The sequence below is a fragment of the Psychrobacillus sp. FSL K6-2836 genome, assembly GCF_038003085.1.
Classification (GTDB): Bacteria; Bacillota; Bacilli; order Bacillales_A; family Planococcaceae; genus Psychrobacillus.
In genome coordinates, this window is record NZ_JBBOOM010000001.1 from 863,756 (window position 1) to 889,685 (window position 25,930).

At 35.1% G+C, this 25,930-nt stretch carries 26 protein-coding genes; 7 read left to right on the forward strand and 19 right to left on the reverse strand.

Annotated features, from left to right (window positions below):
* Positions 1-25 precede the first annotated feature (25 nt).
* From MKY37_RS04250 to MKY37_RS04270, 5 genes are all read right to left on the reverse strand, one after another.
* On the reverse strand, positions 26-3,079 hold the full coding sequence (locus MKY37_RS04250) for an efflux RND transporter permease subunit (protein ID WP_340774122.1): 3,054 nt from the start codon (positions 3,077-3,079) through the stop codon (positions 26-28).
* A 650-nt stretch (positions 3,080-3,729) separates the two neighbouring features.
* Positions 3,730-5,304: a peptide chain release factor 3 gene (locus tag MKY37_RS04255; RefSeq protein WP_340774123.1), complete on the reverse strand. Its 1,575-nt coding sequence runs from the start codon at positions 5,302-5,304 to the stop codon at positions 3,730-3,732.
* 318 nt (positions 5,305-5,622) lie between these two features.
* On the reverse strand, positions 5,623-6,672 hold the full coding sequence (locus MKY37_RS04260; protein ID WP_340774125.1) for a M42 family metallopeptidase: 1,050 nt from the start codon (positions 6,670-6,672) through the stop codon (positions 5,623-5,625).
* 44 nt (positions 6,673-6,716) lie between these two features.
* Positions 6,717-8,897: a sensor domain-containing protein gene (locus MKY37_RS04265; RefSeq protein WP_340774129.1), complete on the reverse strand. Its 2,181-nt coding sequence runs from the start codon at positions 8,895-8,897 to the stop codon at positions 6,717-6,719.
* A gap of 224 nt (positions 8,898-9,121) precedes the next feature.
* Positions 9,122-10,510 carry an aldehyde dehydrogenase gene (locus tag MKY37_RS04270; protein ID WP_340774132.1) on the reverse strand — a complete coding sequence of 463 codons (1,389 nt, stop codon included), beginning with the start codon at positions 10,508-10,510 and terminating at the stop codon, positions 9,122-9,124.
* 281 nt (positions 10,511-10,791) lie between these two features.
* Between MKY37_RS04270 and MKY37_RS04275 the strand changes: the two genes are divergently transcribed.
* Positions 10,792-10,935 (forward strand): hypothetical protein, encoded by a 144-nt coding sequence (locus tag MKY37_RS04275; RefSeq protein WP_340774134.1) that lies wholly within the window; start codon positions 10,792-10,794, stop codon positions 10,933-10,935.
* 52 nt (positions 10,936-10,987) lie between these two features.
* On the opposite strand, the gene MKY37_RS04280 is transcribed toward MKY37_RS04275, so the two are convergent.
* On the reverse strand, positions 10,988-11,833 hold the full coding sequence (locus MKY37_RS04280) for a DNA-3-methyladenine glycosylase family protein (protein ID WP_445323060.1): 846 nt from the start codon (positions 11,831-11,833) through the stop codon (positions 10,988-10,990).
* A gap of 45 nt (positions 11,834-11,878) precedes the next feature.
* Here MKY37_RS04280 and MKY37_RS04285 point away from each other — a divergent pair, with 45 nt between their 5' ends.
* A complete protein-coding gene (locus MKY37_RS04285) occupies positions 11,879-12,610 on the forward strand; it encodes a thermonuclease family protein (RefSeq protein WP_340774138.1) in 732 nt (243 codons plus the stop codon).
* A 454-nt stretch (positions 12,611-13,064) separates the two neighbouring features.
* On the opposite strand, the gene MKY37_RS04290 is transcribed toward MKY37_RS04285, so the two are convergent.
* Positions 13,065-13,649, reverse strand: a complete 585-nt coding sequence (locus MKY37_RS04290; protein ID WP_340774140.1) for a phosphatidylglycerophosphatase A family protein — start codon at positions 13,647-13,649, stop codon at positions 13,065-13,067.
* Positions 13,650-13,749: 100 nt separating this feature from the next.
* On the opposite strand from MKY37_RS04290, the gene MKY37_RS04295 reads away from it, so the two are divergent.
* The 3 genes from MKY37_RS04295 to MKY37_RS04305 are packed head-to-tail and all read left to right on the forward strand — an operon-like array spanning position 13,750 to position 15,478.
* Positions 13,750-14,472 (forward strand): alpha/beta hydrolase, encoded by a 723-nt coding sequence (locus MKY37_RS04295; protein WP_340774143.1) that lies wholly within the window; start codon positions 13,750-13,752, stop codon positions 14,470-14,472.
* Between the two features lie 58 nt (positions 14,473-14,530).
* Positions 14,531-15,046 carry a YjcG family protein gene (locus tag MKY37_RS04300; RefSeq protein WP_340774145.1) on the forward strand — a complete coding sequence of 172 codons (516 nt, stop codon included), beginning with the start codon at positions 14,531-14,533 and terminating at the stop codon, positions 15,044-15,046.
* 3 nt (positions 15,047-15,049) lie between these two features.
* Entirely contained in the window at positions 15,050-15,478 is a 429-nt protein-coding gene (locus tag MKY37_RS04305; RefSeq protein ID WP_340774148.1) for a GNAT family N-acetyltransferase, read from the forward strand.
* Positions 15,479-16,028: 550 nt separating this feature from the next.
* On the opposite strand, the gene MKY37_RS04310 is transcribed toward MKY37_RS04305, so the two are convergent.
* From MKY37_RS04310 to MKY37_RS04325, 4 genes are all read right to left on the reverse strand, one after another.
* Positions 16,029-17,387, reverse strand: coding sequence for an arsenic transporter (locus MKY37_RS04310; protein WP_340774150.1), 1,359 nt, complete (start codon positions 17,385-17,387; stop codon positions 16,029-16,031).
* A gap of 233 nt (positions 17,388-17,620) precedes the next feature.
* Positions 17,621-18,295 (reverse strand): DUF2642 domain-containing protein, encoded by a 675-nt coding sequence (locus tag MKY37_RS04315; protein WP_340774152.1) that lies wholly within the window; start codon positions 18,293-18,295, stop codon positions 17,621-17,623.
* Positions 18,296-18,331: 36 nt separating this feature from the next.
* Positions 18,332-20,047 (reverse strand): hypothetical protein, encoded by a 1,716-nt coding sequence (locus tag MKY37_RS04320; RefSeq protein WP_340774154.1) that lies wholly within the window; start codon positions 20,045-20,047, stop codon positions 18,332-18,334.
* Positions 20,048-20,128: 81 nt separating this feature from the next.
* A complete protein-coding gene (locus tag MKY37_RS04325; protein WP_340774155.1) occupies positions 20,129-20,632 on the reverse strand; it encodes a hypothetical protein in 504 nt (167 codons plus the stop codon).
* Between the two features lie 184 nt (positions 20,633-20,816).
* On the opposite strand from MKY37_RS04325, the gene MKY37_RS04330 reads away from it, so the two are divergent.
* Positions 20,817-21,230: a hypothetical protein gene (locus MKY37_RS04330; RefSeq protein ID WP_340774158.1), complete on the forward strand. Its 414-nt coding sequence runs from the start codon at positions 20,817-20,819 to the stop codon at positions 21,228-21,230.
* 332 nt (positions 21,231-21,562) lie between these two features.
* Here the strand turns inward: MKY37_RS04330 and MKY37_RS04335 are convergent, their stop codons facing one another.
* The 7 genes from MKY37_RS04335 to MKY37_RS04365 form a co-directional block, all read right to left on the reverse strand.
* Positions 21,563-21,865 (reverse strand): hypothetical protein, encoded by a 303-nt coding sequence (locus tag MKY37_RS04335; protein ID WP_340774160.1) that lies wholly within the window; start codon positions 21,863-21,865, stop codon positions 21,563-21,565.
* Between the two features lie 95 nt (positions 21,866-21,960).
* Positions 21,961-22,206: a stage VI sporulation protein F gene (locus tag MKY37_RS04340; protein ID WP_340774162.1), complete on the reverse strand. Its 246-nt coding sequence runs from the start codon at positions 22,204-22,206 to the stop codon at positions 21,961-21,963.
* A gap of 33 nt (positions 22,207-22,239) precedes the next feature.
* Positions 22,240-22,377 (reverse strand): YjcZ family sporulation protein, encoded by a 138-nt coding sequence (locus MKY37_RS04345; protein WP_340774165.1) that lies wholly within the window; start codon positions 22,375-22,377, stop codon positions 22,240-22,242.
* A 66-nt stretch (positions 22,378-22,443) separates the two neighbouring features.
* Positions 22,444-22,809 carry a stage V sporulation protein AE gene (gene spoVAE / locus MKY37_RS04350; protein ID WP_090563156.1) on the reverse strand — a complete coding sequence of 122 codons (366 nt, stop codon included), beginning with the start codon at positions 22,807-22,809 and terminating at the stop codon, positions 22,444-22,446.
* 1 nt (position 22,810) lies between these two features.
* On the reverse strand, positions 22,811-23,818 hold the full coding sequence (locus MKY37_RS04355; RefSeq protein ID WP_340774169.1) for a stage V sporulation protein AD: 1,008 nt from the start codon (positions 23,816-23,818) through the stop codon (positions 22,811-22,813).
* Positions 23,812-24,267, reverse strand: a complete 456-nt coding sequence (gene spoVAC, locus MKY37_RS04360; protein WP_340774171.1) for a stage V sporulation protein AC — start codon at positions 24,265-24,267, stop codon at positions 23,812-23,814. The genes MKY37_RS04355 and spoVAC overlap by 7 nt, the downstream gene beginning before the upstream one ends.
* Positions 24,267-24,659: a hypothetical protein gene (locus MKY37_RS04365; protein WP_340774173.1), complete on the reverse strand. Its 393-nt coding sequence runs from the start codon at positions 24,657-24,659 to the stop codon at positions 24,267-24,269. Before MKY37_RS04365 ends, spoVAC begins: the two co-directional genes overlap by 1 nt.
* Before the next feature lie 134 nt (positions 24,660-24,793).
* Between MKY37_RS04365 and MKY37_RS04370 the strand changes: the two genes are divergently transcribed.
* Positions 24,794-25,312 carry a CotY/CotZ family spore coat protein gene (locus MKY37_RS04370; RefSeq protein WP_340774175.1) on the forward strand — a complete coding sequence of 173 codons (519 nt, stop codon included), beginning with the start codon at positions 24,794-24,796 and terminating at the stop codon, positions 25,310-25,312.
* 222 nt (positions 25,313-25,534) lie between these two features.
* Here MKY37_RS04370 and MKY37_RS04375 read toward each other — a convergent pair whose 3' ends face one another.
* Positions 25,535-25,900, reverse strand: coding sequence for a hypothetical protein (locus MKY37_RS04375; RefSeq protein WP_340774177.1), 366 nt, complete (start codon positions 25,898-25,900; stop codon positions 25,535-25,537).
* Positions 25,901-25,930: the final 30 nt, after the last annotated feature.

The window sequence follows — 25,930 nt, forward strand, 5'->3', positions numbered from 1 at the left end:
CATGATAATTATCCGAATATTTCGATTATATTTTACCTCTAGTTTCTCTATCAAACAAACTGTAGATTATTGGAACTACGTATAGAGTGAGAAAAGTGGAACTTATTAATCCACCAATAACAGTTATTGCCATTGGCTGATTGATCTCAGTACCTTCTCCTATACCTAAAGCTAAAGGTATAAGTCCTAATATTGTCGTCAGCGCAGTCATCAATATTGGACGAACACGATCGCGGACAGATGTAATAATTGCCTCATACGAAGAAATACCTTCCATTTTCCGTTGATTAATATAATCGACTAAGACAATACCATTATTTACGACAATTCCAACCAATATTAAAATTCCAATTATGGCTGAAATACTAATCGGCAAATTCGTGGTGAAGAGTCCTATGAAAATACCTATAACTACAAGTGGAACGGTAAACATAATAACAAAAGGATATTTGTATGATTCAAACTGAGCTGCCATCACGATAAATACTAATACCACTGCCAGTAATACCGCCAATATCATATCATTCTTGGAGTTATCCAATAATTCTCGATCGCCACCAAAAGATACTGCAATATCCTCTGGAAGTTTCTGATCCTGTATAATCTCGTCAACTAGATCTGACATTTCACCAAGTGAATACTTGGACTCATATTTTACTGAAAATGACACCGCACTTGCTTGGTCAACACTTCGAATGGCGACGGGACCTTCAGCTATTTCTACATTTGCAACCTCTTGTAGTGCAATATACTGACCTGAAGGAGTACGTAATTGCAATTGCTTTAATTGTTCCAAATTACTTCGATACATTTCATCATATTTCACATAAACGCCTAATACTTTGTCGTTTTCATCAATAATTTGAGAAGTTAAAACCCCTCTCGTCATATTATTTACGGTCTGCGCAATTTGGGCGGGAGCAACTCCATATTCTGTAGCTTTCTCTCGAATAACATTAATCTGTACCTCTTCCATCTTAGTGCTTAAGTCATTTGTAACTTTGACAACTCCATCTAAGCTTTCTAAATCTTGTTGTAAGTTAGTAATTGCTGCGTTCAATACACTCTTATTGTTAGATGACACAGTAAATGACACAACATTTGGAGAAGAGCCAGAAGCAGTCTGCACATTGAAATTTATTTCTGCAGCAGCTCCTACAGCATTTACTACTTTTGGTTGCACTTCATCTACAAAGGTAAAAACCGAACGTTTTCTATCCTCTAATGCTTTTAACTTTACTGAAATTTCAGCTGTATTAGAACTTGAGCTTCCTCTAGACTGCCCTTCTTGGCTGCCTCCTACAAAGCTCACATAAACTTCTATATCCTCTTCTTTTTGTAGGATCTCTTCCACTTTGTTCACCACAGTATCTGTGGCTGTAAAAGAGGAGCCCTTTTCAAGATTTATCGAAATAGTGACAAATCCTTCGTCCGTTGCTGGCAAAAATTCTGTTCCAACGCGGAACAAACCGATTACAGAAACAATCAACAAAATACCAGTAATCATTAGTATCATTGCACGATGACCTAATGTCCACTTAATCGATCGTTCAAAATTATTATACGCTTTCGATCTTCTTCGTTTAGCTTCTAGATCTCCTTTTGGCTTTTTCAGTAGCTTACTTGCCATCATTGGAATAACAGTAATAGCAACTACCAATGACGCAATCAAACTAAATGAAATCGTAAGTGCAAATTCGGTGAATATCTGCCCTATTAAACCAGAGAGAAACAGAACAGGCACAAAAACAGCTATTGTAGTCAAAGTAGAGGCCGTAATTGCACCAGCTACCTCCTTCGTACCAATACTTGCTGCTTCTTTAGGTGTCTTTCCTAATCCTAAATGCCTCTCTATATTCTCTATAACAACGATGGAGTTATCAACAAGCATCCCAATGCCAAGTGCTAGTGCCCCTAACGTCATAATATTTAACGAAAACCCAGCAAAATACATAAGAACAAACGTTACAATAACAGAATAAGGGATCGCCACACCAACAATAATTGGGCTTCTTATGCCTTTTAAGAATATAAACAAAATAATCATGGCCAATAATCCACCCGTAATTAGGGTAGTTCCTATATTATTTATGGCAACTTTTACATAGTCCCCTTGATCAAAAAGTATATTTGCGTTGACATCCTGAAACGTTTCTTTTTCCAGTTGCTTATCTAATGCTTTTTGAAAAGCTGTAGAGACATTCGCTGTATTGGCATTAGATTCTTGGAAAACGGATAGTAAAACAGCCGGTTCATCATTCGCTCTAGTTTCAGAAAATTGTTCTTGCTTCGTTAAATCGACAGTAGCCACATCTGCAATTGTGACAGTAGTTCCATCCAACGGATTAACTGTCACTACCAATTTTTTTATATCTTCGACAGATGTTAAAATGCTAATTATTCTAGTAGTTAGTGATTTATCTTCATCTGTTTCAATGGGATTGCCTGGGAGGGAAATATTATTCGCTTGAATGACTTGTACAATATCCGTTTGTGTAAGTCCTTTGCTTTTTAATTTCTCTTGGTCCAGTAAAATCTGTACTTCTTCAACTAAAGAACCAGAGATATTAACACTTGCAACTCCCTCTGTCCTTAACAATTCTTTCTCTAATTGCTTTGCTATCAGCTGAATATCGTTGTTTGAATTCTTCGTGTTCAATGATAGCTGGATAACTGGGAATTGTGCAGGATCAAACTTCAGAAATCTTGGTTTATCTGCCCCTTCAGGAAGAGGTGTAATATCGATGCGTTGCATGACATCTAACTGAATCGCATCCATATCCGTCGACCAATCGAATTCTAATAAAATGAAATTAGCCCCTTCTTGAGAGGTACTGTTAACAGATTTAATACCTGGTAATGTGCTAAGTGAAGCTTCTAAAGGCTTCGTAATTTTCTCATCAACCTCAACAGGACTTGCACCTTGATAATTTGTGACAACGACTGCAATAGGAGGATTTAAATCAGGTATTAAGGTAACAGGTATTTTAAAAAATGAAACCCCACCTAGAATTATGATTAAGAACATAATAACAGTTGTAAATACGGGTCTTTTTATGGAAAAGTCACTAATTTTCATTTAGGGGGACCACCTTCTTATTTGCTCTTTCTATCATATGCCCTACAGAAGAAGAGTTCAAATTAATTATTGCTAAAAAGTGAAAGGTAATACAGGATTTTGGGTGAGGGATTTGCGATTCAGAGTATGGGACTTGCGATTTGGTATGAAACCTAGAAATGCTGTTGATTTCCGCTCCGGGCGGACGCTCACCCCCGGCATGGCTTCAGCCGCTTCCCTTGCTCAGTCCAGGGTCTTCAGCTCATGCATTCCGGCAGGAGTCGTCACCCTGCGCTCCAATCAACAATGTCCACTTTTAATAAACAAGTTGGAATGGATACTAGTACAAAGAAATTTTACTGTGTTCATCTACGAGTGGATAATCGCATTTCTAATTTAAAAGCGATCACAGATGATTTTTTCTCTAAATAAAATTTGACCAATATTATCATCTTAGCGATACACTTTGTCAAATCTTATGATGAAGTACTAGACACTAATTGATTGTAGTTGAATGTGGCGACTCCAGCGGGATAAGCGGAAAGCGTCCACAAGAAACGGAAATTACAGGATTATTCGTTCTTTAAAACCTAGCGAATCCAGTGTTCACGGGACATTTTTATATACTTTCTTTTTAAAAATGACCACCTTTTAATAGGTGGTCTTCTGCATTAAAGTAAATTATAAAGCTTAATATGCTCGTATTTGTCCTGGAACCAACGAGTGGCGAACTCATTTTCAAATAAGAATACATAATTGTCATAACGATCTCTTACAAGCATAGAACGCGGACCTGTCATCGATTCCTTCACTTCTTCTTCGTTCTCAATCCATCGAGCTACTTTAGATCCGATAGGTTCCATTCGGACCTCCACATTATATTCATTATTCATACGATGCTCAAACACTTCAAATTGAAGCTGTCCAACAGCACCTAAAATAATTTCCTCCGTGTGAAGTGTTTTATAGTACTGAATAGCTCCTTCTTGCACTAATTGTAAAATTCCCTTGTGGAAATGCTTCGACTTCAGCACGTTTTTAGCAGTAACTTTAACAAATAGCTCAGGTGTAAATTGTGGAAGCTTTTCATAAGTAAAAGCTTTCTTACCCCCGACAACCGTGTCTCCTATTTGATAATTCCCTACATCGTAAAGTCCGATAATATCTCCTGCAACTGCCGTTTCTACTGTTTCACGATCATCGGCTAAGAATTGTGTTGACTGCGTCACTTTAAACGTTTTTCCTGTACGAGCCAAAGTAACCGTCATACCTCTCTCAAACCTACCGGAAACGATACGAACAAATGCAATACGGTCACGGTGAGCTGGATTCATATTCGCTTGAATTTTAAAGATAAAACCAGAGAAGTCTTCGTTTAACGGATTTATTTCTTCTTCCTTTTCTGTCACGCGAGGCTGAGGAGTAGGTGCAAACTGTAAATACGTTTCTAAAAATGTTTGGACCCCGAAATTAGTTAATGCACTACCGAAGAATACTGGAGTCAAATCGCCAGACAATACTTTTTCCTTATCAAAATCATTCCCAGCTTCGTTTAGCAACATAATATCTTCTATTGCCTGTGTGTAGTAGGAAGTTTTTTTCATCGAATGATCTACTGCAAGTTCTCCCTCATCGTCTAAAGGAAGAAATCTCTCCGATTCTTCTGTACGGAATTGCTCAATTCGTCCATTATAACGATCATAGATACCTAAGAACTCTTTACCCATACCAATTGGCCAGTTCATTGCATAAGATTGAATACCGAGAACCTCTTCTAGCTCTTCCATTAGTTCAAGTGGTTCTTTCCCTTGACGGTCAAGCTTGTTTATAAAAGTAAAAATAGGAATGCCTCTCATACGACAAACTTTAAATAGTTTCAACGTTTGCGCTTCAATACCTTTTGCAGCGTCGACAATCATAACTGCACTATCAACTGCCATCAATGTACGATACGTATCCTCACTAAAATCCTGATGTCCAGGTGTATCCAATATATTTATACGACAATTATTATAGTCAAATTGCATAACGGAGGAAGTTACCGAAATTCCACGTTGCTTTTCAATTTCCATCCAGTCTGATGTTGCAAATTTCCCTGATTTTTTTCCTTTAACTGTACCTGCATCACGAATAGCTCCACCAAAATATAAAAGCTTTTCCGTAATAGTTGTTTTACCAGCATCCGGGTGGGAAATAATTGCAAAAGTTCTTCGCTTTAATATTTCATCTTGTAATTTTATATCCATTCTGTTATATCTCCTTCTTATTCACTTACTAATCATATGGATTTAGAGACAAAAAAACAAGTAAAAAAAGCACAAATACATAAGTTTACCCCGAAAAATGTTGGAAGAACGTAGCTACACCATACTTTTCTATTTTCCGACATTCAATCCTATCTTCTTAGTGATACGTGGGTGATGGTTCATCGCTTCCCCTCCTAAAACGCGTCCACCCGAAACGGGAATCAGCAGTACTCACTTTACTAAAGTCCCACGTAACCAGTGTTTACTGAATATTTTTATTTTATTTCATTAAAAAAAAGAATCGGTTTTACCCGATTCTTAAGACATTTTTGCAAATACATAACTATACAAAAGTTTAGCTGTGTTTTCCAACGAATCAATATGTGTACGTTCATATGCGTGAGAGGCTTCAATTCCTGGTCCCAATAGAGCATGCTTCACATCATACCCAGCACGAATAGCTGCGGAAGCATCTGATCCATAGTAAGGATAAATATCTAATTTATATTCGATATTTTCTTTTTTGGCTAACTCTACTAATTGGCGAGTTAATTCATAATGGTAGGGTCCAGAAGAATCTTTTGCACAAATAGACACTGTATACTCATCCGACGATTGTCCGTCTCCAATAGCACCCATATCAACAGCCAAATATTCTACTGTTTCAGCAGGTACGTTGGAATTACCCCCATATCCAATCTCCTCATTATTGGAAATATAGAAATGTGTTGTATGTGGTAAAGTCACATTAGTATCTTGAATTGTTTTGATTAATTGAAGTAGTAATGCTGTACTCGCTTTATCATCAAGATGACGGGATTTGATAAAACCAGTTTCAGTTTCTTCAAATCGAGGATCGAATGACACAAAATCTCCCACCTCTACACCTAACTTGCGTGTATCTTCTGCAGTTAATACTTTTTCATCTATACGGACTTCGATATTTTGTTCATCACGAGGTAAACCACTAGCGTTTTTATATACATGCACAGTTGTTTGATGCATTAAAATAGTACCTCTAATTTTTTTGCCATCCGCTGTATGAATAGTACAATATTCACCTTCAACAGCATTCCAATTAAAGCCTCCTACCATAGTAAGCTTTAATCTACCGCTTCCTTTAACTTCTTTTACCATCGCACCTAAAGTATCTGTATGCGCAGTTAAAAGACGATGCTTGGTTTCATCTGTTCCTTTTATAGTAGCGATTAACGCACCTTTATTTGTCCGAAGATAATCCACTTGCAGTTGCTTTAAAATATTTTCCATAAAGTCCATAATTTCTGTTGTATAACCAGACGGACTTGGAATTTCTACCAATTGCTTTAATAATGAAACCGTTTCTTTTGCATGAAATATAAATGTCATCGATTTATCCTCCTTCAATTCCTTGCTATTATCTTATCAGAGTATTATATATTTTTTAATACAAAATTTGGTATTTGATTCGCATCTATTGGTTTTGAGTAGTAATAACCTTGAACAGTGTGACAATCATGATTCCTCAAAAACTTAATGACCTCTAAAGTTTCTACTCCCTCTGCAACTACCTCGAGTCCTAAACTGTGACCGATCCTAATTATAGAGGATACAATCATTTCATCTCGGCCTATTAATACTCGATCCATAAGACTGCGGTCAATTTTTAATGTATGAATCGGCAGCTCACTTAAATAACGGAAATTAGAAAAACCTGAACCAAAATCATCCAGTGCTAGCTTAATCCCAAGTTTCTCTAATTCATATAGTAGCTTCAATAAACTATCCATATTTTTCATTAATATATTTTCTGTCATTTCAATTTCCAAATACTCTGGAGGCAACCCCGTTTTCTCTAAAATTGCATGTAGATTTACTAAAAAGTCAGATTGCTCTAGCTCTACAGGACTTATATTGACGGAAATAGTTTGAAAAGGAACCCCTTGTCGAATCCACAATGCACCCTGTCTACAGGCTTCCTCTAATACGTATTTTCCAATTGAAATAATGAGACCAGTTTCTTCCGCGAAAGGTATGAAGTCGTTTGGAGGAATAATTTCTTTGCCTTTTTTATTCCAACGAATCAATGCTTCAAAGCCATGAACAGCTTCACTTTTCAAATTGACTTTAGGCTGATAAACGAGGTAAAACTCATGATTATCTAGACCTGATCGGATATCACTTTCTAAACCTACTTTGTTGACATACCCTTCCATATGTTCTCGCTCGAATAACACAGCATTTCGTTTGCCATACTCCTTTGAAATATTTAGCGCTAAGTCAGCTGCTCGATGCATTTCCTTATAATTGGATCCATGAAGTGGAAAGCAAGCTATACCTATCGAACACGATATATGTATTTCCATTTCTTCAATACTAAATGGCTCTTCTATCATTTGTATTACTAGCTTTGCATTTTCCAACGTTGTAGTATCTTTTTGTTGTTCCGCAATCAGCACAACAAATTCATCCCCACCAATACGATATAACTCTCCTGTATGCTTATAGAAATTCTTAATTCTCGTCGCAACTAACTTTAATAAGGAATCACCGGTAACATGTCCTAAGGAATCATTAATGTTTTTAAATCGGTCCAAATCAATATACACAAAACTAAAAGGCGAGTTATTTTGAATCATTTGTACGATATCTCTCTCTAGGGCAGCGGTGTTATAAGTATTTGTCAAATGGTCACGATACGCAAGCTCTGCGAGTTCAGTTCTCGCGGATTCGAGTTCCGTTATATCATTTCCAATTCCAATCGCACCATTAATTGTCCCATTTTGTTCTAAAGGAGAGATTGTAATATGTACACATCTATCGCCTAACCATTCCTTATAGGAGACTTCCTCACCAATATTAACTTTGTTTAGATTAAATAATAATCGGTCCGTCATCTCTTCTGAAAAATATGTATTTATACTATGAGTAGGACTTAATATTTTTGTTTTAAGAGAATCACTGCATGGTTGAATTGTTTGTAACCCTTTTTTCGCTAAATAATCCGAAGCCACTTTTCCTGTCAATAATGAAAAACCATAATTGTTATGAGTATCTTTTTCCACTTTGAAGACTAAATTGTTAATATGATGTACTACTGTTTCAAAAGATGATATTAGTTTGGATTGTAATAATATTTCCTTTTCTTTTTCCAGTGTAATATCAGTGCGGATACTTAGAAAATAGGTATCATTACCATATGTTTCAACAGGAATTATATATGTTTTTACCCAATAAAATTCACCATTCTTACGTCTATTACATATTTCACCTGTCCATGTATGCCCTTTAAGAATGGTTGACCACATTTCTTTAAAGAAAGATTTAGGATGGGTTTTCGAATTAATAATTTTATGTGTATTTCCTAATAATTCTTCTTTTGAATACCCCGTAATATCAGAAAAGCGATTATTTACAAATAATATTTGACCAGCCTTATTTGTAACTGCTATTATCATTGTTTCGTTCACTGCATAATCCATAAGTTCCATTTTAAAAAAGGCATCGTCTAGCTTCTCTTGAAGTGCAATATCACTTGCCAATGACTCATTGGCAATTGCAGTTTTAACTTTATATATTAGTTCATCAGTGTTCGTGTTAAATACTGACTTCATCCTGCTTCCCCACCCCAATAAAATGATTAATAAGTATCAATATTATATATTATATTAGTAAAATAGTCTCTATTTGTCAATGTGATAACTATACGTAAATATGGATAATTTAAGTCATTTAATTAAGATTTAGAATAAAGCATTTATTTGTTTTCTCTACAATTTTAGCAGTTAAAAAAGCCATCATAACTTAATAAAATTATGATGGAAGAATTTATATTAAATTACTTTAGCAAGCCTCTTACTAACTTCACCTTATTTTTATACGGTGGGAAAACAATATTAATTGGTAAGGTAGTATTTTTCTTCACGATGGATTTTTGATGGGTAAATAAAGTAAAACTTGCTTCTCCATGATAAGATTGAACCCCGGAGTTTCCTACTCCACCAAATGGTAAATACGGACTACCAGCATGAGTAATCGTGTCATTTATACAACCGCCACCAAAAGGTAGCTCTTGAAGGAAAAATGTCTGCGCTTTTTCGTGTTCGCTAAACATATAAGCAGCCAAAGGTTTTGGTAATTGGCGAATTCGATGGATGATGCTCCGTAAATCTTTGTAACCAATTATAGGTAATAATGGTCCAAACAATTCATCTGTCATAGATGGACTATTAAAATCTACCCCATTTAACAGCGTTGGTTCGATAAATAAATCATCTCTATCCGTTTTACCACCAAAAATAATCTGATTACTCTCCGCTTCTAAAATTCGCATAAGTCGATCAAAATGATTGCCATTCACAATTCTTCCAAAGTCAGGACTTTTTTGCAAATTCTTACCATAAAACTGAGCAATAGCTTTCTTCAACTGTTCGATAAACTTATCTTTTACATTTTCTTCAACTAATACATAATCCGGTGCTATACAAGTTTGTCCAGCATTAACAAATTTCCCCCACACAATACGTTTAGCTGCAACAGCTAAATTTGCAGTATGGTCGACAATAGCTGGACTTTTCCCTCCTAATTCTAAAGCAATTGGAGTCAATCTTTCCGCAGCTGCTTTCATCACTATCTTTCCTACTTGGACGCTTCCCGTAAAGAAAATAAAATCAAAAGGTGCATGAATTAACAACGAAGTCTCTTCCTTTTCTCCCTCTACAACACGAATGTACCTTGGGTCATATGCTTCCGAAATAATTTTTTTTACTATTTTAGATGTATGTGGCGTTGCTTCAGACGGTTTAATAACAGCGCAATTCCCTCCAGCAATAGCTCCTATAAGTGGTTCCATAATAAGCTGGAATGGATAATTGAATGGTGCAATGATCAAAACCGTGCCATAAGGATCATTTACGATAAAACTTTTAGATGGCATTAGCGCAACTGGAGTTTTTACATACTTTGGTTCCATCCACTGCTCGATATTTTTAATCATATACGAAATATTATCATAAACTAACCCTATTTCCGTCACATAAGCTTCAAATTCACTTTTTCTTAAATCCTTATATAATGCTTCAATCACTTCTTTTTCATACTTTTTAATCGCAGTTTTTAGTATTCCCAATTGTTCTACTCGAAATGCTACAGTTCTAGTCATTCCAGCATAAAAATATGCTTGATGTTCATCTAACATATGATTTAGTTGTTGCTCTGTAAGTTTCATTTAATCGCTCCTTTTTATTCCATTTTATCTTAAGGGAATCATACTATTTATTTCAAATAGAAGAAAGAACAAACATTTATATTGGAATACATGAAGTGTGTCTTTCGTGGAATACTATTTTCAAGAAGTCATTCCCAACTATAGACTGTAACTATAAGTCTATAAGACTTCAGAATACCTATGCTAAATGATTCATTTTTCAGTTAACTGGTTTATGTATTAAACTTGGCAGGGTATAGACTTGGTATAGAAAAAAAAACGATTAATGGGAGGAAATAATAATGACTGAAACAGAAACTTGGTGGGAGCCCATTTTTACTGGAGCTTTTGAATTAGGGCTTAATAAAGAACGTATGAATGAAATAGAGGAAGAATCATTTTTATATTTTAAAGAGGATCAAGGTGAAATGGAGACAACTAATTGAATAATGTATATAGGATCAGCTTTTCCCTTCTATAAAAGGAAAAGCTGATTTTTTATTCTATATTTCTCCAAAGATACAAGGCAGCGTAGCTATTATAGGGTGCCCAAGATGCTAAGTGAGGGATAATTTCACTTTTCATAGGCTTTCTATCTAGATGCCATTGCTGTTTGAGCGAATTTTGAAGACCTATATCCGCCAAAGGAAATAAGTTCTCTCTTCCTAAGCCAAATAGCAGGAAGCTCTCCGCTGTCCAAGGACCAATTCCTCTGTATTTTATCAGTTCAGAAAGTACGAAATCATCCGAGCCAGTTGCAAGTGATTCTAGGTTCAAAGCCCCTTCCGCAATGGCTTTAGATATCCCTATTATATACTCTGCTTTTCTTGTACTAAACTGCATTTGGCGTAGCGTATCAACATTAAGCTCGGCAATAATCTCAGGAGATGGATACAACCAGACCCCCTCCTTACTATTACTAAATGTATGAACAAATCGCTCTGTTAGTGTTCTTGCAAAAGTAAGATTTAGTTGCTGATGAATAATACTTTTAATAATATTCCCATACAACGAAAAGTCGGTAATAATAGGGGTGCCCTCAAATTTTACAAACAACGAATGTAAATTTGTTTCTAAAAAATGCTCGTGAATAGGCAAAAGACTTCTATTGAAATGAAATATGGACAAGACTCTCTCATATTGTTCTTCTGTTTCTAACCCAGTTAGTATAAATTTTGGTTCATGCAATGTTCCGATACTTTGAACCGTTATAATTGTTTCATCTATCGGGATTTTGACTGTTTGATTGGAGAGATCTACAGAATTTAACGGATCTAATGCTAGTCTTTTTAATACATCCTCCATACGATAGGTAAATGCTAGTTCCACGGTTTGTGTCATGATTTTATCCCCTTTCGGTTTTATGCTAAACTACAATAGGTGATATAAATGAAAAAGTTTTTTGTATGTATTGGTCTATTTTTTTGCTTCCTGTATGGTTGTGAAGAAAATTCCACTAACGGAGTCATTCAAACGAGCAGTAATACTGAACAAATTCCAGTAGAAGTTGTAGAGGTAACTGACGGCGATACTATTAAAGTTAAGTATAACGGAAACATAGAAAAAGTTCGATACTTGCTAATAGACACACCAGAAACAAATCATCACACATTAGGAAAGCAGCCACTTGGGGAAGAAGCAAAACAACGTAACAAAGAATTATTAAATAGTGGGGATGTAACAATTGAGTTTGATGTGGGGAATCGATTAGACGACTATGGCAGAATGCTCGCGTATATTTATGTGGGTGGAGTGAGCGTCCAAGAAATGTTACTAGAAGAAGGCCTAGCACGTGTTGCCTATATTTTCCCTCCGAACACTCGGTATTTAGACGATTTCGAGAAAGCTTCCCAAATTGCTGAAACGAAAAATATAGGCGTATGGAAGACAGAAGATTACGTCACCGATCGTGGTTTCAATGCTGCAGTTATGTCTAGCAATAACGCAAAGGAAGAAATTCAAAAATCCGGAAAGTGTGATATCAAGGGCAATATTAATCGTCAAGGCAAGAAGATTTACCATATATCTAGTGGGAAATATTATGAGCAAACAAATCCCGAAGAATGGTTCTGTACCGAGCAGGAAGCTATAAAAGCAGGATTTAAAAAATCTGGGGAGTAAAAAAAGCATCCGCTCCTTTAAGTTCAAAAACTGTTTATATCGTTTTCGAAGGGCTTTGGACAGACATTTTGTTATATTATTACCAAGTGAATTTTTAGGGATGCTAGTCGGTTGTGACGGACGTCATAACCAACTAGTATCCTTTTTTCGGTAATCATATGCATTTGCCAGGCGACTTTGTGCACTCAAGAAGCATGTGCCTCCTTATCTTTTATGTTCGATTTGATCCTATTTTATCTTTACTTGCTCTCACCTATTGCTTACTTACCTCCATTTGGAGCTTTCTTGCGGCCTTAAAGGATTTACTTTCTCTAAGTCTTCATTTACTTGCGGTACATCACCATTTACTTGCAAATTCATTTGTAAAATTATCATGAACCCTGTGTTCACAGGCCATTTTTATATGCTTATTATTAAAAAAACTGTGTAGCCTCCTTTTGAGAGGCTACGCAGTTTATGTTCTAGCACCTTTTACTTTAGCTTCTGGTATTGTTTCTTCTGGTGGAATATCTGCAAATGTTTCATTTTGTTCTTCTAAATCCCTAGTACGATGTGCTAAACGCGAGGCGGCACTTGAAGCGATGCTTGCTACTAAATCATCTAGAAATGTATGAACAGCTCCACCGACTTTTGTATCTAATTTTGAAATAAGTCCAATTTTATTTTTATCTAAATGACCAAATGTAGTTACTGCAATACTTCCGTAAGTAAATACTGCTCCTAGAGCTATCGTTTCGTCTACCCCAAACAAACCTTCGTCCGCTTCAACTATTTGTTGTAATGGTGCAGATAACATTTTTTTCTCTGCTAACTCGTCAAGTTCGATACCAACTAATATCGCATGCTGCATTTCTCTTTTTTTCAATACGCTTTTTACAGATTCTATACAATGCTCTATAGTAAGCCCTTTATTGTAAGGAAACTGCATTTCAAATACGATTTTTGCAATTTCTTCAATAGTAACTCCGCGTCTTTTTAACGCATCCTTTGTAGCCTGCTCCACTTCACGTGAATGAACTCTTGATGTCTGTCTATCCATATTAGTATCCCCTTTGTTGTTTTAGCATTTGGTTTATTATACCTCTTTGCTAGTATATGATACAATTTCTGTACTACATGAATGACATTAGGAGGAACTTATGAACAAAGGTACTATACAGGATATAACGCTTTTTAGCGAGGCTTTACAGGAAGAAATGCAACTACTAATTTACTTGCCACCAAATTATTCTGCTCTATATAAATATTCGGTTCTAATCGCATCCGATGGAAAAGATTATTTTCAACTGGGTAGAATCTCTCGAGTAGCTGACGATTTATATGAAGAAGAAGCGATTGAAAACTTAATCATCGTTGGAGTGCCTTATAAAAACGTAAAAGATCGAAGAGATAAATACCATCCAGATGGTTCTCAGCATGCCGCATATATACGGTTTTTAGCTCAAGAATTGGTTCCTTATATAGATGAAAACTATCCTACTTATCAGGTTGGTATGGGAAGATCACTTATAGGCGACTCCTTGGCTGCGACCGTTTCACTTATGACAGCTTTAGCTTATCCAAATACATTTGGAAAAGTAATTATGCACTCCCCACTCGTAAATGAATACGTTCTAGAAAAAGTGAAAAACCACGAAGACGTTCATGCTTTTTCTCTTTACCATGTGATTGGAAACGAAGAAACAGCAGTTAAAACGGGTGATGGCTTATTAACGGATTTTATCACTCCAAACAGAGAGTTACACAATTTAATAAAAAATAAAGGGTTTTTGACCTTTTATGACGAATTAAAAGGAAATCATACTTGGAAGCTTTGGCAACCAGATATGAAAAGATCACTATTGCAAAATTTTAGCCTATAGAGAAATATTTGTTATAATAGTAATGTGATTTGTATAAAAATTCGAGGAGGTTATGAAAATGAAATACGGAATTGTTGCTTTTCCATCTAAAAAGGTACAGGACTTTGCCAACTCCTATAGAAAGCGTTATGACCCTCACTATGCTTTAATTACTCCACATATGACAGTTAAAGGAGTATTTGAAGCGGACGAAAATGAGATTAAAACAATTGCTGAAAAAGTTAACGAAGTAGTTAAGAATCATAAGCCGTTTACTTTAAAAACAGCAAAGGTTAGTTCATTTGCCCCTGTTACTAATGCGATATATTTTAATGTGCAACCAACAGCTGAGCTAGTTAAACTGCATGAGGATTTAAATGCTATTCAATATAATGATGAGGAAAGTTATTCTTTTGTTCCTCATATTACTATCGCTCAAAAGATGAGTGCAAGTGAACATGACGATGTTCTTCCTCAACTAAAAATGATTGGTGCAGAGTTTGAAGAAGAAATTGATCGTCTTCATCTTTTATACCAACTAGAAGATGGATCATGGACTGTTTACGAAACATTTAGATTGTCTGGAGCTGAGTAAGTATTGGTGTACGCAAAGAAAGTTGAAATTGAAAAAGAATATGAAGATGCAATTAAAATTAGAAGAAAAGTCTTCGTAGAGGAACAGGATGTCCCACTTCACCTTGAACTCGATGAGTATGATGCGGATGCCGTGCATTTTGTAGCATACGATGGAGACACACCTTTTGGTGCCGGCCGAATAAGAGTAATTGAGCCAGGCATAGGAAAAGTAGAACGCGTTTGTATTCTTCCAGATTATCGTGGAAAGAATTTGGGAAATCTCATGATGCAATGCATGGAGGACTACTCGACTTCAGCAGGAATTACCAAGTTAAAACTAAATGCACAAAGTCACGCTATTCTTTTTTATGAAAAAAGAAATTATACAATAAGCTCTCCTGAGTTTTTAGAGGCGGGAATTCCTCACCGAGCAATGGAGAAACAAATTTAATATAGTAAACTTTTATGGAGGGTGATGGCTTACGTCATACCCTCCTTTTGCTATTGAAAAAACAACTAAAGCAAAAGGATTTTATTGATAATGCACTTTCTATCCTGTTGTACAATATCGCATGTTATGTACATACTTAAAATAGTAATTAGAGTAATATTTATAAGAAGATACGATTTTTTTCATTACTTTGCAATTGTGTCATTCTTCACTTCAATAACATATACATACTAAGAACGAATGTAATTCGAATACTTGTAGAGTTTTTATATAGGTCCTGGAACCACACTGTACTTGTTAATAATTACTGTTTATTTTTTTGCAGTTACTCTAATAAAAGTAGAATAATTCAGACAATATATGTTTCCATATTAAATTCATCTTACCATTCCAAACTTTTTTGATCTTCTAGTTGGCGATAAGATTTTTTTAAATGGATTATTTTTGTTTTTACCAAAGAGAAATTAGATTTATATAGTAAAGTAGGAAATCTCCATTTTTTTTGGAAAGTTCCTACTAACCTTTAACCTTTTCATAAATAATATTTTTCTTAGTTATTAAAAACTATTTGCACCCAAAAATATAAGAGTGTTAGCGTTACAATCGTTGTTATCGGAATAACTTTTATCGTGATGCTTAAATAGTCTTTCCACGTAATTTTAATTTTATTTTTTCTTAAAATATCCATCCAAATAAGGGACGCTAGTGTTCCAATTGGCAATAAAAGAGATCCCATGTCACTTCCAATGATATTGGCAAGATAGATTGTTTTTAATGTAACTGGGTCTAAGCCCATCTCTGTTAATGTTATCGTCCCAATCATTAATGCAGGGTGATTGTTAAAAAGGTTAGAGAGTACGGACACTAATCCCCCCATGATGAAACTTGCTTGAAATAAACCTTGCTGAACTATCGGTTCACACCACTGGACTAATAATGCAGTTAGTCCGATATTGTGCAGTCCATAAATTATTACATACATAGAAAATGCAAATATTAGAATATGCCATGGCGTCTTTTTCAGTATATCTACTGGATTAGATTTTAAATAGTAGCCTCTCCAAATCAAAAGAATGAGTGAACTAATTACTGCTACGATTTCAATAGGAATATTTACATAAGAAGCGACAAATAACATGCCTCGTACAATTAAAACAAAGAATAGGACCTTTAACATAAATTTAGTACGCTTTTGTTTTGTTTCTAAGGAAATACTTGCTTTCAGTGGATGGAAGTTTTTAGTGAAAAATGATTCTTCAATATTAATGAGAGATGTTGGTAAAGTTACTGGCAGCTTTTTTTTCACAATGACGAACATCAAATATGACATAAACAATAACCCTAAAGTTGCTGGGACAAACATCATTAACGTATGCATCCATAAAGACATATCAACAATTTTTAAAGCTATTAGATTAACTAAATTACTTACTCCTATAGGGGCGCTGGAGGCAGTTGCAATTAATGCTCCACTGATTAAATAGGGGATTTGTTGAGGAGATTTTAGTCGCATGTTCTTAAGTAGTAGTATTAAAATAGGGGTTGTTATTAAAATACTACCGTCATTATTAAACAATAGTGTCATCCCAAAACATAATAACTGAATATACCAATACAATCGATAACCCGACCCTTTTGATAAACTTACAATTCGAGTAGCTGCCCAGTTGAAAAAACCGAAGCTTTCTAATATGACAGCCATGACAACTGTCGATATTATAGTAATGGACGCCCCTCCAATTTTATTGATAATATCTAAAATATCATCTAATGATACAATTCCTGCTAGTATTAATATTACGGCACCAATTGTTGCTGGCCAAGCTTCATTTACTTCTCTAGGTCTTACAAAAATTACTAACATAGTAGCTAGGAACACCAAAATGGTGATTCCAATTTGCCAACTCATACATATACCATTTCCTCTCCTTGTTGAGATTGTCCGCTTCTTTATATGTATATTCTCTTTCTACAAAGAGACAGGAGGTGTATGTCCATATTCCAATATAAATAATTCACTATTCCTAAAGAAAAAACTTTATGTATATCCAACTTCAAGAAGCATGAAACATTTCATGCTTCTAATTTTTGTTTATTTTTTTCTCGATGAAAGGCTTACTCATGACCTTATCCATATCTTTCTTATACTTCATGGATTGTTTTTATATGTTCGATATTTAAATAATCCTTAGCTGCTCTTGCTTTCTCCATCTCAACAACTTGTTCCTCTACATTTTTTATTTTTCCTATATGACTCTTACTTCCACCAATATTGAACACAATTATTTTATCTTTAAACTTTTCTATTTGAGATTTAAAGGTATTAACCAGGGGTTCATTAAGTAAAGGTTTGGAGTAGTTGTTATTAAACCCGTAGGGACCTTCATTAGAAATATAAGGAATTAGCCACTTTAAGTGTTTTGTTGATATATACATAGTTTTATAGATGGGTGAATAAAACTCAAAGTAGTCATCCATTATCTGAGTAATACAACCATGTAGAGGCTGATCATCTGTTAAATAAATTTCAGAATTCTTACCCTTTGCTTGGTGAAGTGTTAATAGCAAGGTTAAATTCTCGCTATTTTCTCCAGTTTGCATACTATATGACTCCGTAGGGGAAATCGTATCAAATTCATTTTTTGGGATAGAACAGAAGCTATGGATATGATTGAAAGGAATGTACATATAATCTGTTCCGTTAAAAATAACCATTAAGTCCGTTCCCAGATCAATTAGAGTACCCTTGATTATCTTTTTTCCTGAAACCTCAATTTGGACAAACTCCTTGATTAGACTTTGAATAATTTTATTCAAGGTCGCAACTCCTTTTAGCATTTATTCGTCCTCGAACTAATACTGCCTTAATTTTCGGTACATTGTTGTTGCATGCCTCATTAACGAAATATACTGTATTTTTAATCCAGCTGTCTCTTGCTTTGAATCATAAACTGAATAACCACTAATCATTTCATCTCTTCTAATTTTATCTGTACCAATCTCACTGCCTTGAATTCTTGGGTGAAAGTAAGATTTGTTATCTGTTTGTTTAAAATTTATCGTATTTGAAATTTGAGCTGCAGCGTAATTCATCAAAGCAAAGTATTGCTGCTCCAACATTTCATTTATTTCTTTTCTACTCAGAACATTTGCATTTAATACTGTTTTTTTTTTTTCTGATGTCTCCGATATTTTTTCTAAGCCACCCTGTTTGTCCTGGCGATCAGAATTTTCATTTGGTTGATTTGAAGGAGATGTTTGTTTATTTATCTCCGTGTTCCGACTAGTCATCATTGTATCTTCCATTGGTGTTGCTAGTTTCCTTTTAGAATCGGCTTTCTTTGGTAATGCAACTGTAGATTGATCGTTGTTCATAGTACTCCAAGCCGTTAAAAGTTTATCTTTTCCCTTCAACTTCAAACTATTTTGGAGAAGGTTAAGCTGTTCATCGGAAAGCATATTATCTTGTTCTTCTATTACCCGATCTTCTAATTGAGGTGAAATCGCATTTTCATCTAATGTATCTCTATTCAACAGTTCCGTTTCTTCTGTAGGAACACCCTCACCTATTGGAGATAATTCCTCTTCACTAACTAAATTATTGGCACCCGCTTCTGCTAGATCCAAGCTTTTACTTTCTAGCTTCTCTTCTAATTTAAGAGAAAATACGTTTTCTTCTAATGTATCCGTATTTATCGGTTCCGCTACTTCATTCGGAATACTAACGTCTATTTTAGCTACTTCCTGATCACTAACTAAAATACCGGCTTTCTCTGCTGTTAAATCTAAGCTTTTACTTTCTAGCGTCTCTTCCAATTGAGAAGAAAATGCGTTTTCTTCTAATGCATTCGTATTTATAGGTTCAGATACTTCCTTAGAAATACCAATATCTATTGCCACTATTTCTTGGTCACTAACTAAATTATCGGCTTTCTCTGTTAATAGAGGAAAAACTGCATTTTGACCTACTTTTACCTTATTTTTAGAATCTGTCACGTCTGCAATAATTTCAATATCCTCTAGTGTAATCCTGTCCTGTTCTACAATCAGGTTATCATCTTTAACTTCGAAAGATCCTTTGCTAATACCCATCCTATATAATTTTTGGATAGTAAGTTGTTCCTTCTTATTTAAAAAGTAGTGGTCACTTTTAGATATTTTGCTAGAAATATCTGTAATATGTGAAATAGGTATATAAAGTAAATCTTTGTTATTGATTAGAATAATATGATCCTCGAAGATACTGCTTAATATACCAAAAAGAGTAGGATTACTAAAATTATTTAACGTAACCCAGTGGTATCTTAATGCAATTAACACATCCATCAAATCATTTCTAACAAGATGCGGACTGGATTCCTTTGCTATACTTTGATCTTTAGCACTCTTAGAAAGTGCTTGGATTTGGTGAATTGCGAAATAGACAATTTTTTGATTCACCTCTAAAACAATATGATTTTTTTGAACGTCTAATAAAATTCCTTCTACAAAATGATTTTTTGTTAAATATAATCCTATATTCCTATTTTCATTAGCATATAATACTTTTTCGAAGTTTTTTTTCTGCATTTGGAGGGCGCCTCCCTTATAGAATATTCGTCGCTTCAAGTAAAAAAAGCGACGAATGCATCCTCTATTTATTTACCAGCTTTACTTTTCTTTTTCTTGATTATTTGAATCATCTTTATTTTCTTCTTTGTCATTATTACCTTTATCTTCTTTAGTTTTTTCGATCTTTACCCCATAGCTGATATTACGGATATGGAATAAAGCAACGCGAATTATTTCTTCGTTCGCCACAATGGTTACAAAATCATCTGTAACTACGTCCATTACACCTTCAAGTGTCTCTGGTCCACCGCGGTTAATCTTTACCCACTGTAGTGTTAGACAATCCAAAACACCTCTAAAATCATCTGCTTGTATATACTTAAAATCCTTAGGTATTTCAAGATTGAATTCTACTTGGTTTTTTGAATTATAAGTCATACTTTTAATATGCTGTGTATTATAATAAATAATGCCATCGTCTTCTGTTAGTAGAGTAAAGTGATCATCCGCTGCTGATAAGAGAACACCAACCCGCGATTCTGGACCGCCTCTATCTACTTTAATTACTTTGTCTACTAGAGAAAGTATCATTTTTTTATTCATCTTTCTAACCTCCTTTTTTAGTATCCTAGTATCTATATGTATTTTGGGGTGCATGAGTATTGGTTAAACGCCCATTTACGAATAATTATACAAGCACTCAATATAATTTGGTTCCCGAACAAATTTGCTCTTCCCTACATACTCTGTATTAGTAACATTAAATAATAGAAAGTAGTGAGTAAATTTGAAAGACCATAAAAAGAAAAAAATGCCTCATCATAAATCGGAAGATACATCAAAAGAACTTACCGATACTAATGGAAGCGAAGCTGTAGAGGAAACCGTAGAAGAAAAGGTAGAACAAAGCGAAGGTTCCAAGAACAAAAAAGAAAAGGACCATAAAAAAGAAAAAGATACTACAGAAGATAAGGAAAAAAAGGAGAAAAAGGGCTCTAGGGATTCTGAGAAAAAAGAAGATAGTAATACTAATAAAAAAGAAAAAAAGGAAAAAAAAGAGTCCTCTGATTCTGATAAAAATGAGGAAGATAGGAAAGATAAAAAGGAAAAACAGGAGAAAGCAGATTCCAAAGAATCAAATAAAAAAGAGTCTGATCATAAGAAAGACTCTAGTGATAAGAAAAAAGGACATAAGAAATAGTTGGTTTTTATTTGCCAAAATAGATTGCACTTTGGACATTTGACATCCATCCTTAAATGGTTAATGATATTCTCATGTCAAGCTTCGAAGTGTAAATTCGGTTTGAATAATTGAAAAATCACACATGCCAAGCTCACAATGTAAATAAAGGTCTAGCTATTCCATCGTGGAAATAGCTAGACTTTTATTTAATGCTCTTTTATATCATAGAAAGATATTAGCGACAAGGTTGCTTTACAATGAGATAATTCAAATTAGTCTACTTTTAAAATGTGAGAAAAGAAAAATCGCTTATCGGTATAACCCGATAGGCGATTTTCAAATACTTTGAACTATACATACAAATTAACACTGTTTCCTTTGCCATTTATTTCAGCAATTTTTGGAGATAAGTTTACTGGATTTGGATGAATAAAGCCTTTAAATAATGGTTGGATTGATGGTCTTTCTTTTTCCAGTAATTGCTCTTCTTCCTCTTCAAGAAGTTGTTCCTGCTCTTCTAAGTGATCATCAAAACCAGATTTAAATTTTACATGTTGGATATTATCAATATAAGCAAAATTATGATCGTTCCCAATCATTCGATTAGCATAAACTTGCGATTGAATCGGTTGCATTGGAAGAATATATCCCATTTTCTCCACCCCCATAATATTATTCTATTTAGCTTTACCCCATTTTAATATGACTTAAACCTTTCATTCAATTATAATCTAAATATTCTATTAAATTATAATAATTTTTGAATATCCGCCATACTCAATGAACTACCGCTCTGTAAAATAGAGCGTGTAAGTTCATCTTCTAACTCTTGAGAAACAGGTTTATTTGCTAGCTTGCCAACTTTACGTACAATTTTACGAACCTGTTTTTCATCCGTAAAATCAGCATATGAGATGGCATTGGCAAGCGTAAATAGTTCATCCATTGATACACCAGTTTTATTTTCTATTGATTTAAAAAATGAATTTTGCATAAATTTTCCCCCTCACATCTTTATAATTTTGGATTAAGGGAAAAAGCTTCTACCAACAATGATTAATAATATAAATAATACTACGATTAGTACAAATGTAGAACTTTTGTTACCTCCGTACTCGTTTCCTCCGTAATATCCAGGATAACCTCCGCCACAGTAGCCGTACATACCTTTCCCTCCTCTCCTCTTCAACTTATTGTATGCAAGAGGTGAATAGAAAAAAGGGCGATTTAACTAGTATCTTGTTTTCCGCTTTTGAAAAATGAATGCACCAATTACGCCAAACAAAATAGCTGCACTAATACCAGAGCTTGTTACCTCGAACATTCCAGTCAAAACACCTATCAACCCATGCTTCTCTGCCTCTGCTAATGCACCATGCGTCAAAGAGTTACCAAAGGAGGTAATGGGAACTGTAGCTCCAGCTCCTGCAAAGTCAATCAATGGCTCATACAGACCAAAACCATCTAATATAGAACCTAATACAACTAAAGTACTTAATGTATGTGCTGGCGTTAGTTTAAACACATCCATGAAGATTTGACCAATTACACATATTAATCCGCCAACAACAAATGCAGTAACTAATGAAGAAATCATCCTAACCCCTCTTTTCCATACGGCATTCAATGGCATGAGCAATACAAGGGATTGTTTCCCCTTGTTGAAATGTTAAAGGAGACAGTAATGCCCCTGTAGCTACTAGCAAAACACGTTTAAAAAAGCCTTTTTTTAACTGGTCATATATTTGACCAAAGAAAACAGTTGCGGAACATCCCGCTCCACTTGCACCTGCATTGAAAAACGTATCATTTCCATAGAACTGCGCTCCCGCATCTTGAAGGACAACTCCAGTATTTTCATCTTCAAACATTTCCTTTAATATAGAAATTCCTATATTGCCTAAATCACCTGTCATGATTACATCGAAGTCCGCCATTTTACTGTTCGTATTCGTTAAATGACGCTCAATTGTATCCCTCGCAGCAGATGCCATGGCAGCTCCCATATGCAATGGGTTTGTCTGATGACTGTCCACTACTCTACCGATCGTAGCATGAGTGACAACTGGGGCGTTTTTTGTATCTTTTTCTAATAATGCAAAACCTGCTCCAGTCACAGTCCATTGGGCTGTTTTAGGTTTTTGCGATCCATACTCAAGTGGGTATCTAAATTGTCGCTCCACTGCCTGATGATGACTAGAAGCTCCGGCTAGTACTGTTTTCGCATTTCCCGAGTCCAGTAAAAGACTGCCAAGAATAACAGATTCCATCGAACTAGCACATGCAGAAAAAACACCTAAGAATGGGATAGCTAAGCTTCGAGCTGCAAAATTTGTCGGAGAAAGTTGATTGATGAGGTCGCCTCCTATTAAAAAATCCACTTTGTCTATCTGAGTATGCGCTTTTTTAACAGCCCATTGACATGTTTTTTCAATCATACGAGAATTTGCCTGCTCATTCGTTTCACTTTTTTCCGTTTCTAATGGAAGAACTTCATCAAAAGAGTCAGCAAAAGTACTATCCTTTTCTACTGGTCCCACTACTATTCCGGTACTCGCTATGCAAATTTTATTGGTAAACTGTAGAGTTCCAAATGTATTTACCATGAAACCACACCTATATTCACTAATATTGTTTTAATGAGTGCAACGACAAATGCAGATAGAACACCGAATAGTATTACCGACCCTGCAAGCTTGAACATATTACCTCCAACCCCTAATACATATCCTTCTGATTTATGCTCTATAGCGGCTGATATTACTGCGTTACCAAATCCTGTGACAGGTACTGCTGAACCAGCACCGCCAATCTGCGCAATTTTTTTGTATAAACCAGTTCCAGTTAGGATCATCGCGATAAATACTAACGTTGCAACTGTTGGATTAGCTGCAGTTCCTTCTGTAAAAGGGAAAAACCGCATATAAAAAAAAGTGATGAGTTGTCCAATAGTACAAATTATTCCCCCGACGATGAATGCTTTTAGTATGTTCATAAAAAATGGCACTTTAGGATTTTTTTCATCAACTATTTTTTGAAATTGTTGTTGGTCCATTATGTCTCTTCCTTTGATAATGATTTTATTTTTTCAATAGACTTTTTAAGATCTTCCTCTTTCAGCTTTTTCTCGATGATGGATTCTACTTCCCACATAAGTTTTTGGTCTGCTGTGACTAATACTTGTTTTTCTGGAAATTGTTTTTCAATTTGTTTGGTAATTTTGTTTTCAATTTTTGTTTTATTAAAACGATCAAATCGGTTTATTTGAATGGCCACTAAAATATCTTCCTCGTTCATCACACCTTTATATCCGTGAATCGAATCTTGTTTTTGCATGATCGGCTTTAGTGAAGTGGAATTATCTGCAGGAAATATCACTTTTTCCTTCTCGCTCGAACAAGCGCCCAACAATAGAACCATTAGAAAAACAGTTACGCTTTTTTTCATACGATTTACTTGCTCCTTTTTCGTGTAGTATGTACGCTGTCAGATGAAATATGCAATTGGGTTACGAGATATTTGCCCTTATCAAGGTGATCTTCCTACATACGTTAGTAAGAGATGAAGAGGAGGTGAATTTAATGGGTTGTGGAAATATAGGTGATGTTACTGACGAAAAACGTTCTAGAAATTGTGTTTGTGATGTTGTCCGCGCAATTAAAGACATTCAAGATCAAGCAACAAATGACGATTGCCCCCAATGTCCGACAAATTGTTTTCTAGAACCACTTGGAGGTCTTGTGAGTCCTGCTTCTAGACGCCAAGCTGACACACGAGTATTTATGTTATTAACAAAAGACGGAGATCCATTTAAAGCATTTTTCCGTGATAATGATAGATTTGATTGTGATTGCATTTCTGTTTTCTTCCGTGTAGAAGATATCTTTGACGGTTGCTGTGCAACTTTACGAGTATTAGAGCCACTTGACAGAGAACGTCACGAAGTTGATTTATTGAACGATTGTGGAACAAAAGTCGATTTAAGAAAGCTTTGTAAAGTTCGAAATTTCAGATCAACTGGTAGTTGTGTTACTGTAGACTTGGATTGTTTCTGTGCAATTGAATGTATCGCCGATGTATTTTTAGGTGTATGTGACTGATCGTTTCATCATTGTAGTGTCTATTCCGTTCGGGCCGAACCCGAGCGGTTTTTTTATTGGTGAAAGCTGGATAAGAAAAATCAGATAAAAGCACTCCTGGTCCTTTGAGATCAAAAGCTGGTTGTGAGGCCCGTCAAAAGTAGCATCTCTTTTCTTGGTAATTTTACGGCGTCTAATACATTTCCAACAAAAAAAGCTATCCTACAATAGGATAGCTCACTTTCAATTTAATATACTTCCCCGCCAAACAATTCTTTCGATTTCTTCTACGGGATACGTCAACAATTCTTCTGTACCGACTAGTAAAGTAACGGCATCTTCTTCCACTTTTTCCACTTCACCTTGTACAGATACTCCATCTTTTAGATGAAATACTAATGGTCGGTACACTTTTCGCTGAAATGGTTTTGCTAAAAAGTTCAATTTATCTCTAATCGCTAGTGTCTTCACAGAGTAACTTTTTTGTATTTCATAAATCGATGTACTTTCATCTTGTAATTCGTAAGGAGCTTCAATTCGTTCATTTGGTGGTAGATGAAAGACAGGAGGACCTTTTATAAAGATTAAAGGATCATTAAATGAGTTCATTAGCACATCCTTTTTCCTTTACTTTATGCA

Bases quoted from the DNA above. Each gene is read 5' to 3' on its own strand.
- MKY37_RS04250 (WP_340774122.1), bottom strand. From the start codon at position 3,079: ATGAAAATTAGTGACTTTTCCATAAAAAGACCCGTATTTACAACTGTT.
- MKY37_RS04255 (WP_340774123.1), bottom strand. From the start codon at position 5,304: ATGGATATAAAATTACAAGATGAAATATTAAAGCGAAGAACTTTTGCA.
- MKY37_RS04260 (WP_340774125.1), bottom strand. From the start codon at position 6,672: ATGACATTTATATTTCATGCAAAAGAAACGGTTTCATTATTAAAGCAA.
- MKY37_RS04265 (WP_340774129.1), bottom strand. From the start codon at position 8,897: ATGAAGTCAGTATTTAACACGAACACTGATGAACTAATATATAAAGTT.
- MKY37_RS04270 (WP_340774132.1), bottom strand. From the start codon at position 10,510: ATGAAACTTACAGAGCAACAACTAAATCATATGTTAGATGAACATCAA.
- MKY37_RS04275 (WP_340774134.1), top strand. From the start codon at position 10,792: ATGACTGAAACAGAAACTTGGTGGGAGCCCATTTTTACTGGAGCTTTT.
- MKY37_RS04285 (WP_340774138.1), top strand. From the start codon at position 11,879: ATGAAAAAGTTTTTTGTATGTATTGGTCTATTTTTTTGCTTCCTGTAT.
- MKY37_RS04290 (WP_340774140.1), bottom strand. From the start codon at position 13,649: ATGGATAGACAGACATCAAGAGTTCATTCACGTGAAGTGGAGCAGGCT.
- MKY37_RS04295 (WP_340774143.1), top strand. From the start codon at position 13,750: ATGAACAAAGGTACTATACAGGATATAACGCTTTTTAGCGAGGCTTTA.
- MKY37_RS04300 (WP_340774145.1), top strand. From the start codon at position 14,531: ATGAAATACGGAATTGTTGCTTTTCCATCTAAAAAGGTACAGGACTTT.
- MKY37_RS04310 (WP_340774150.1), bottom strand. From the start codon at position 17,387: ATGAGTTGGCAAATTGGAATCACCATTTTGGTGTTCCTAGCTACTATG.
- MKY37_RS04320 (WP_340774154.1), bottom strand. From the start codon at position 20,047: ATGCAGAAAAAAAACTTCGAAAAAGTATTATATGCTAATGAAAATAGG.
- MKY37_RS04325 (WP_340774155.1), bottom strand. From the start codon at position 20,632: ATGAATAAAAAAATGATACTTTCTCTAGTAGACAAAGTAATTAAAGTA.
- MKY37_RS04335 (WP_340774160.1), bottom strand. From the start codon at position 21,865: ATGGGATATATTCTTCCAATGCAACCGATTCAATCGCAAGTTTATGCT.
- MKY37_RS04340 (WP_340774162.1), bottom strand. From the start codon at position 22,206: ATGCAAAATTCATTTTTTAAATCAATAGAAAATAAAACTGGTGTATCA.
- MKY37_RS04345 (WP_340774165.1), bottom strand. From the start codon at position 22,377: ATGTACGGCTACTGTGGCGGAGGTTATCCTGGATATTACGGAGGAAAC.
- spoVAE (WP_090563156.1), bottom strand. From the start codon at position 22,809: ATGATTTCTTCATTAGTTACTGCATTTGTTGTTGGCGGATTAATATGT.
- MKY37_RS04355 (WP_340774169.1), bottom strand. From the start codon at position 23,818: ATGGTAAATACATTTGGAACTCTACAGTTTACCAATAAAATTTGCATA.
- spoVAC (WP_340774171.1), bottom strand. From the start codon at position 24,267: ATGGACCAACAACAATTTCAAAAAATAGTTGATGAAAAAAATCCTAAA.
- MKY37_RS04365 (WP_340774173.1), bottom strand. From the start codon at position 24,659: ATGAAAAAAAGCGTAACTGTTTTTCTAATGGTTCTATTGTTGGGCGCT.
- MKY37_RS04370 (WP_340774175.1), top strand. From the start codon at position 24,794: ATGGGTTGTGGAAATATAGGTGATGTTACTGACGAAAAACGTTCTAGA.
- MKY37_RS04375 (WP_340774177.1), bottom strand. From the start codon at position 25,900: ATGAACTCATTTAATGATCCTTTAATCTTTATAAAAGGTCCTCCTGTC.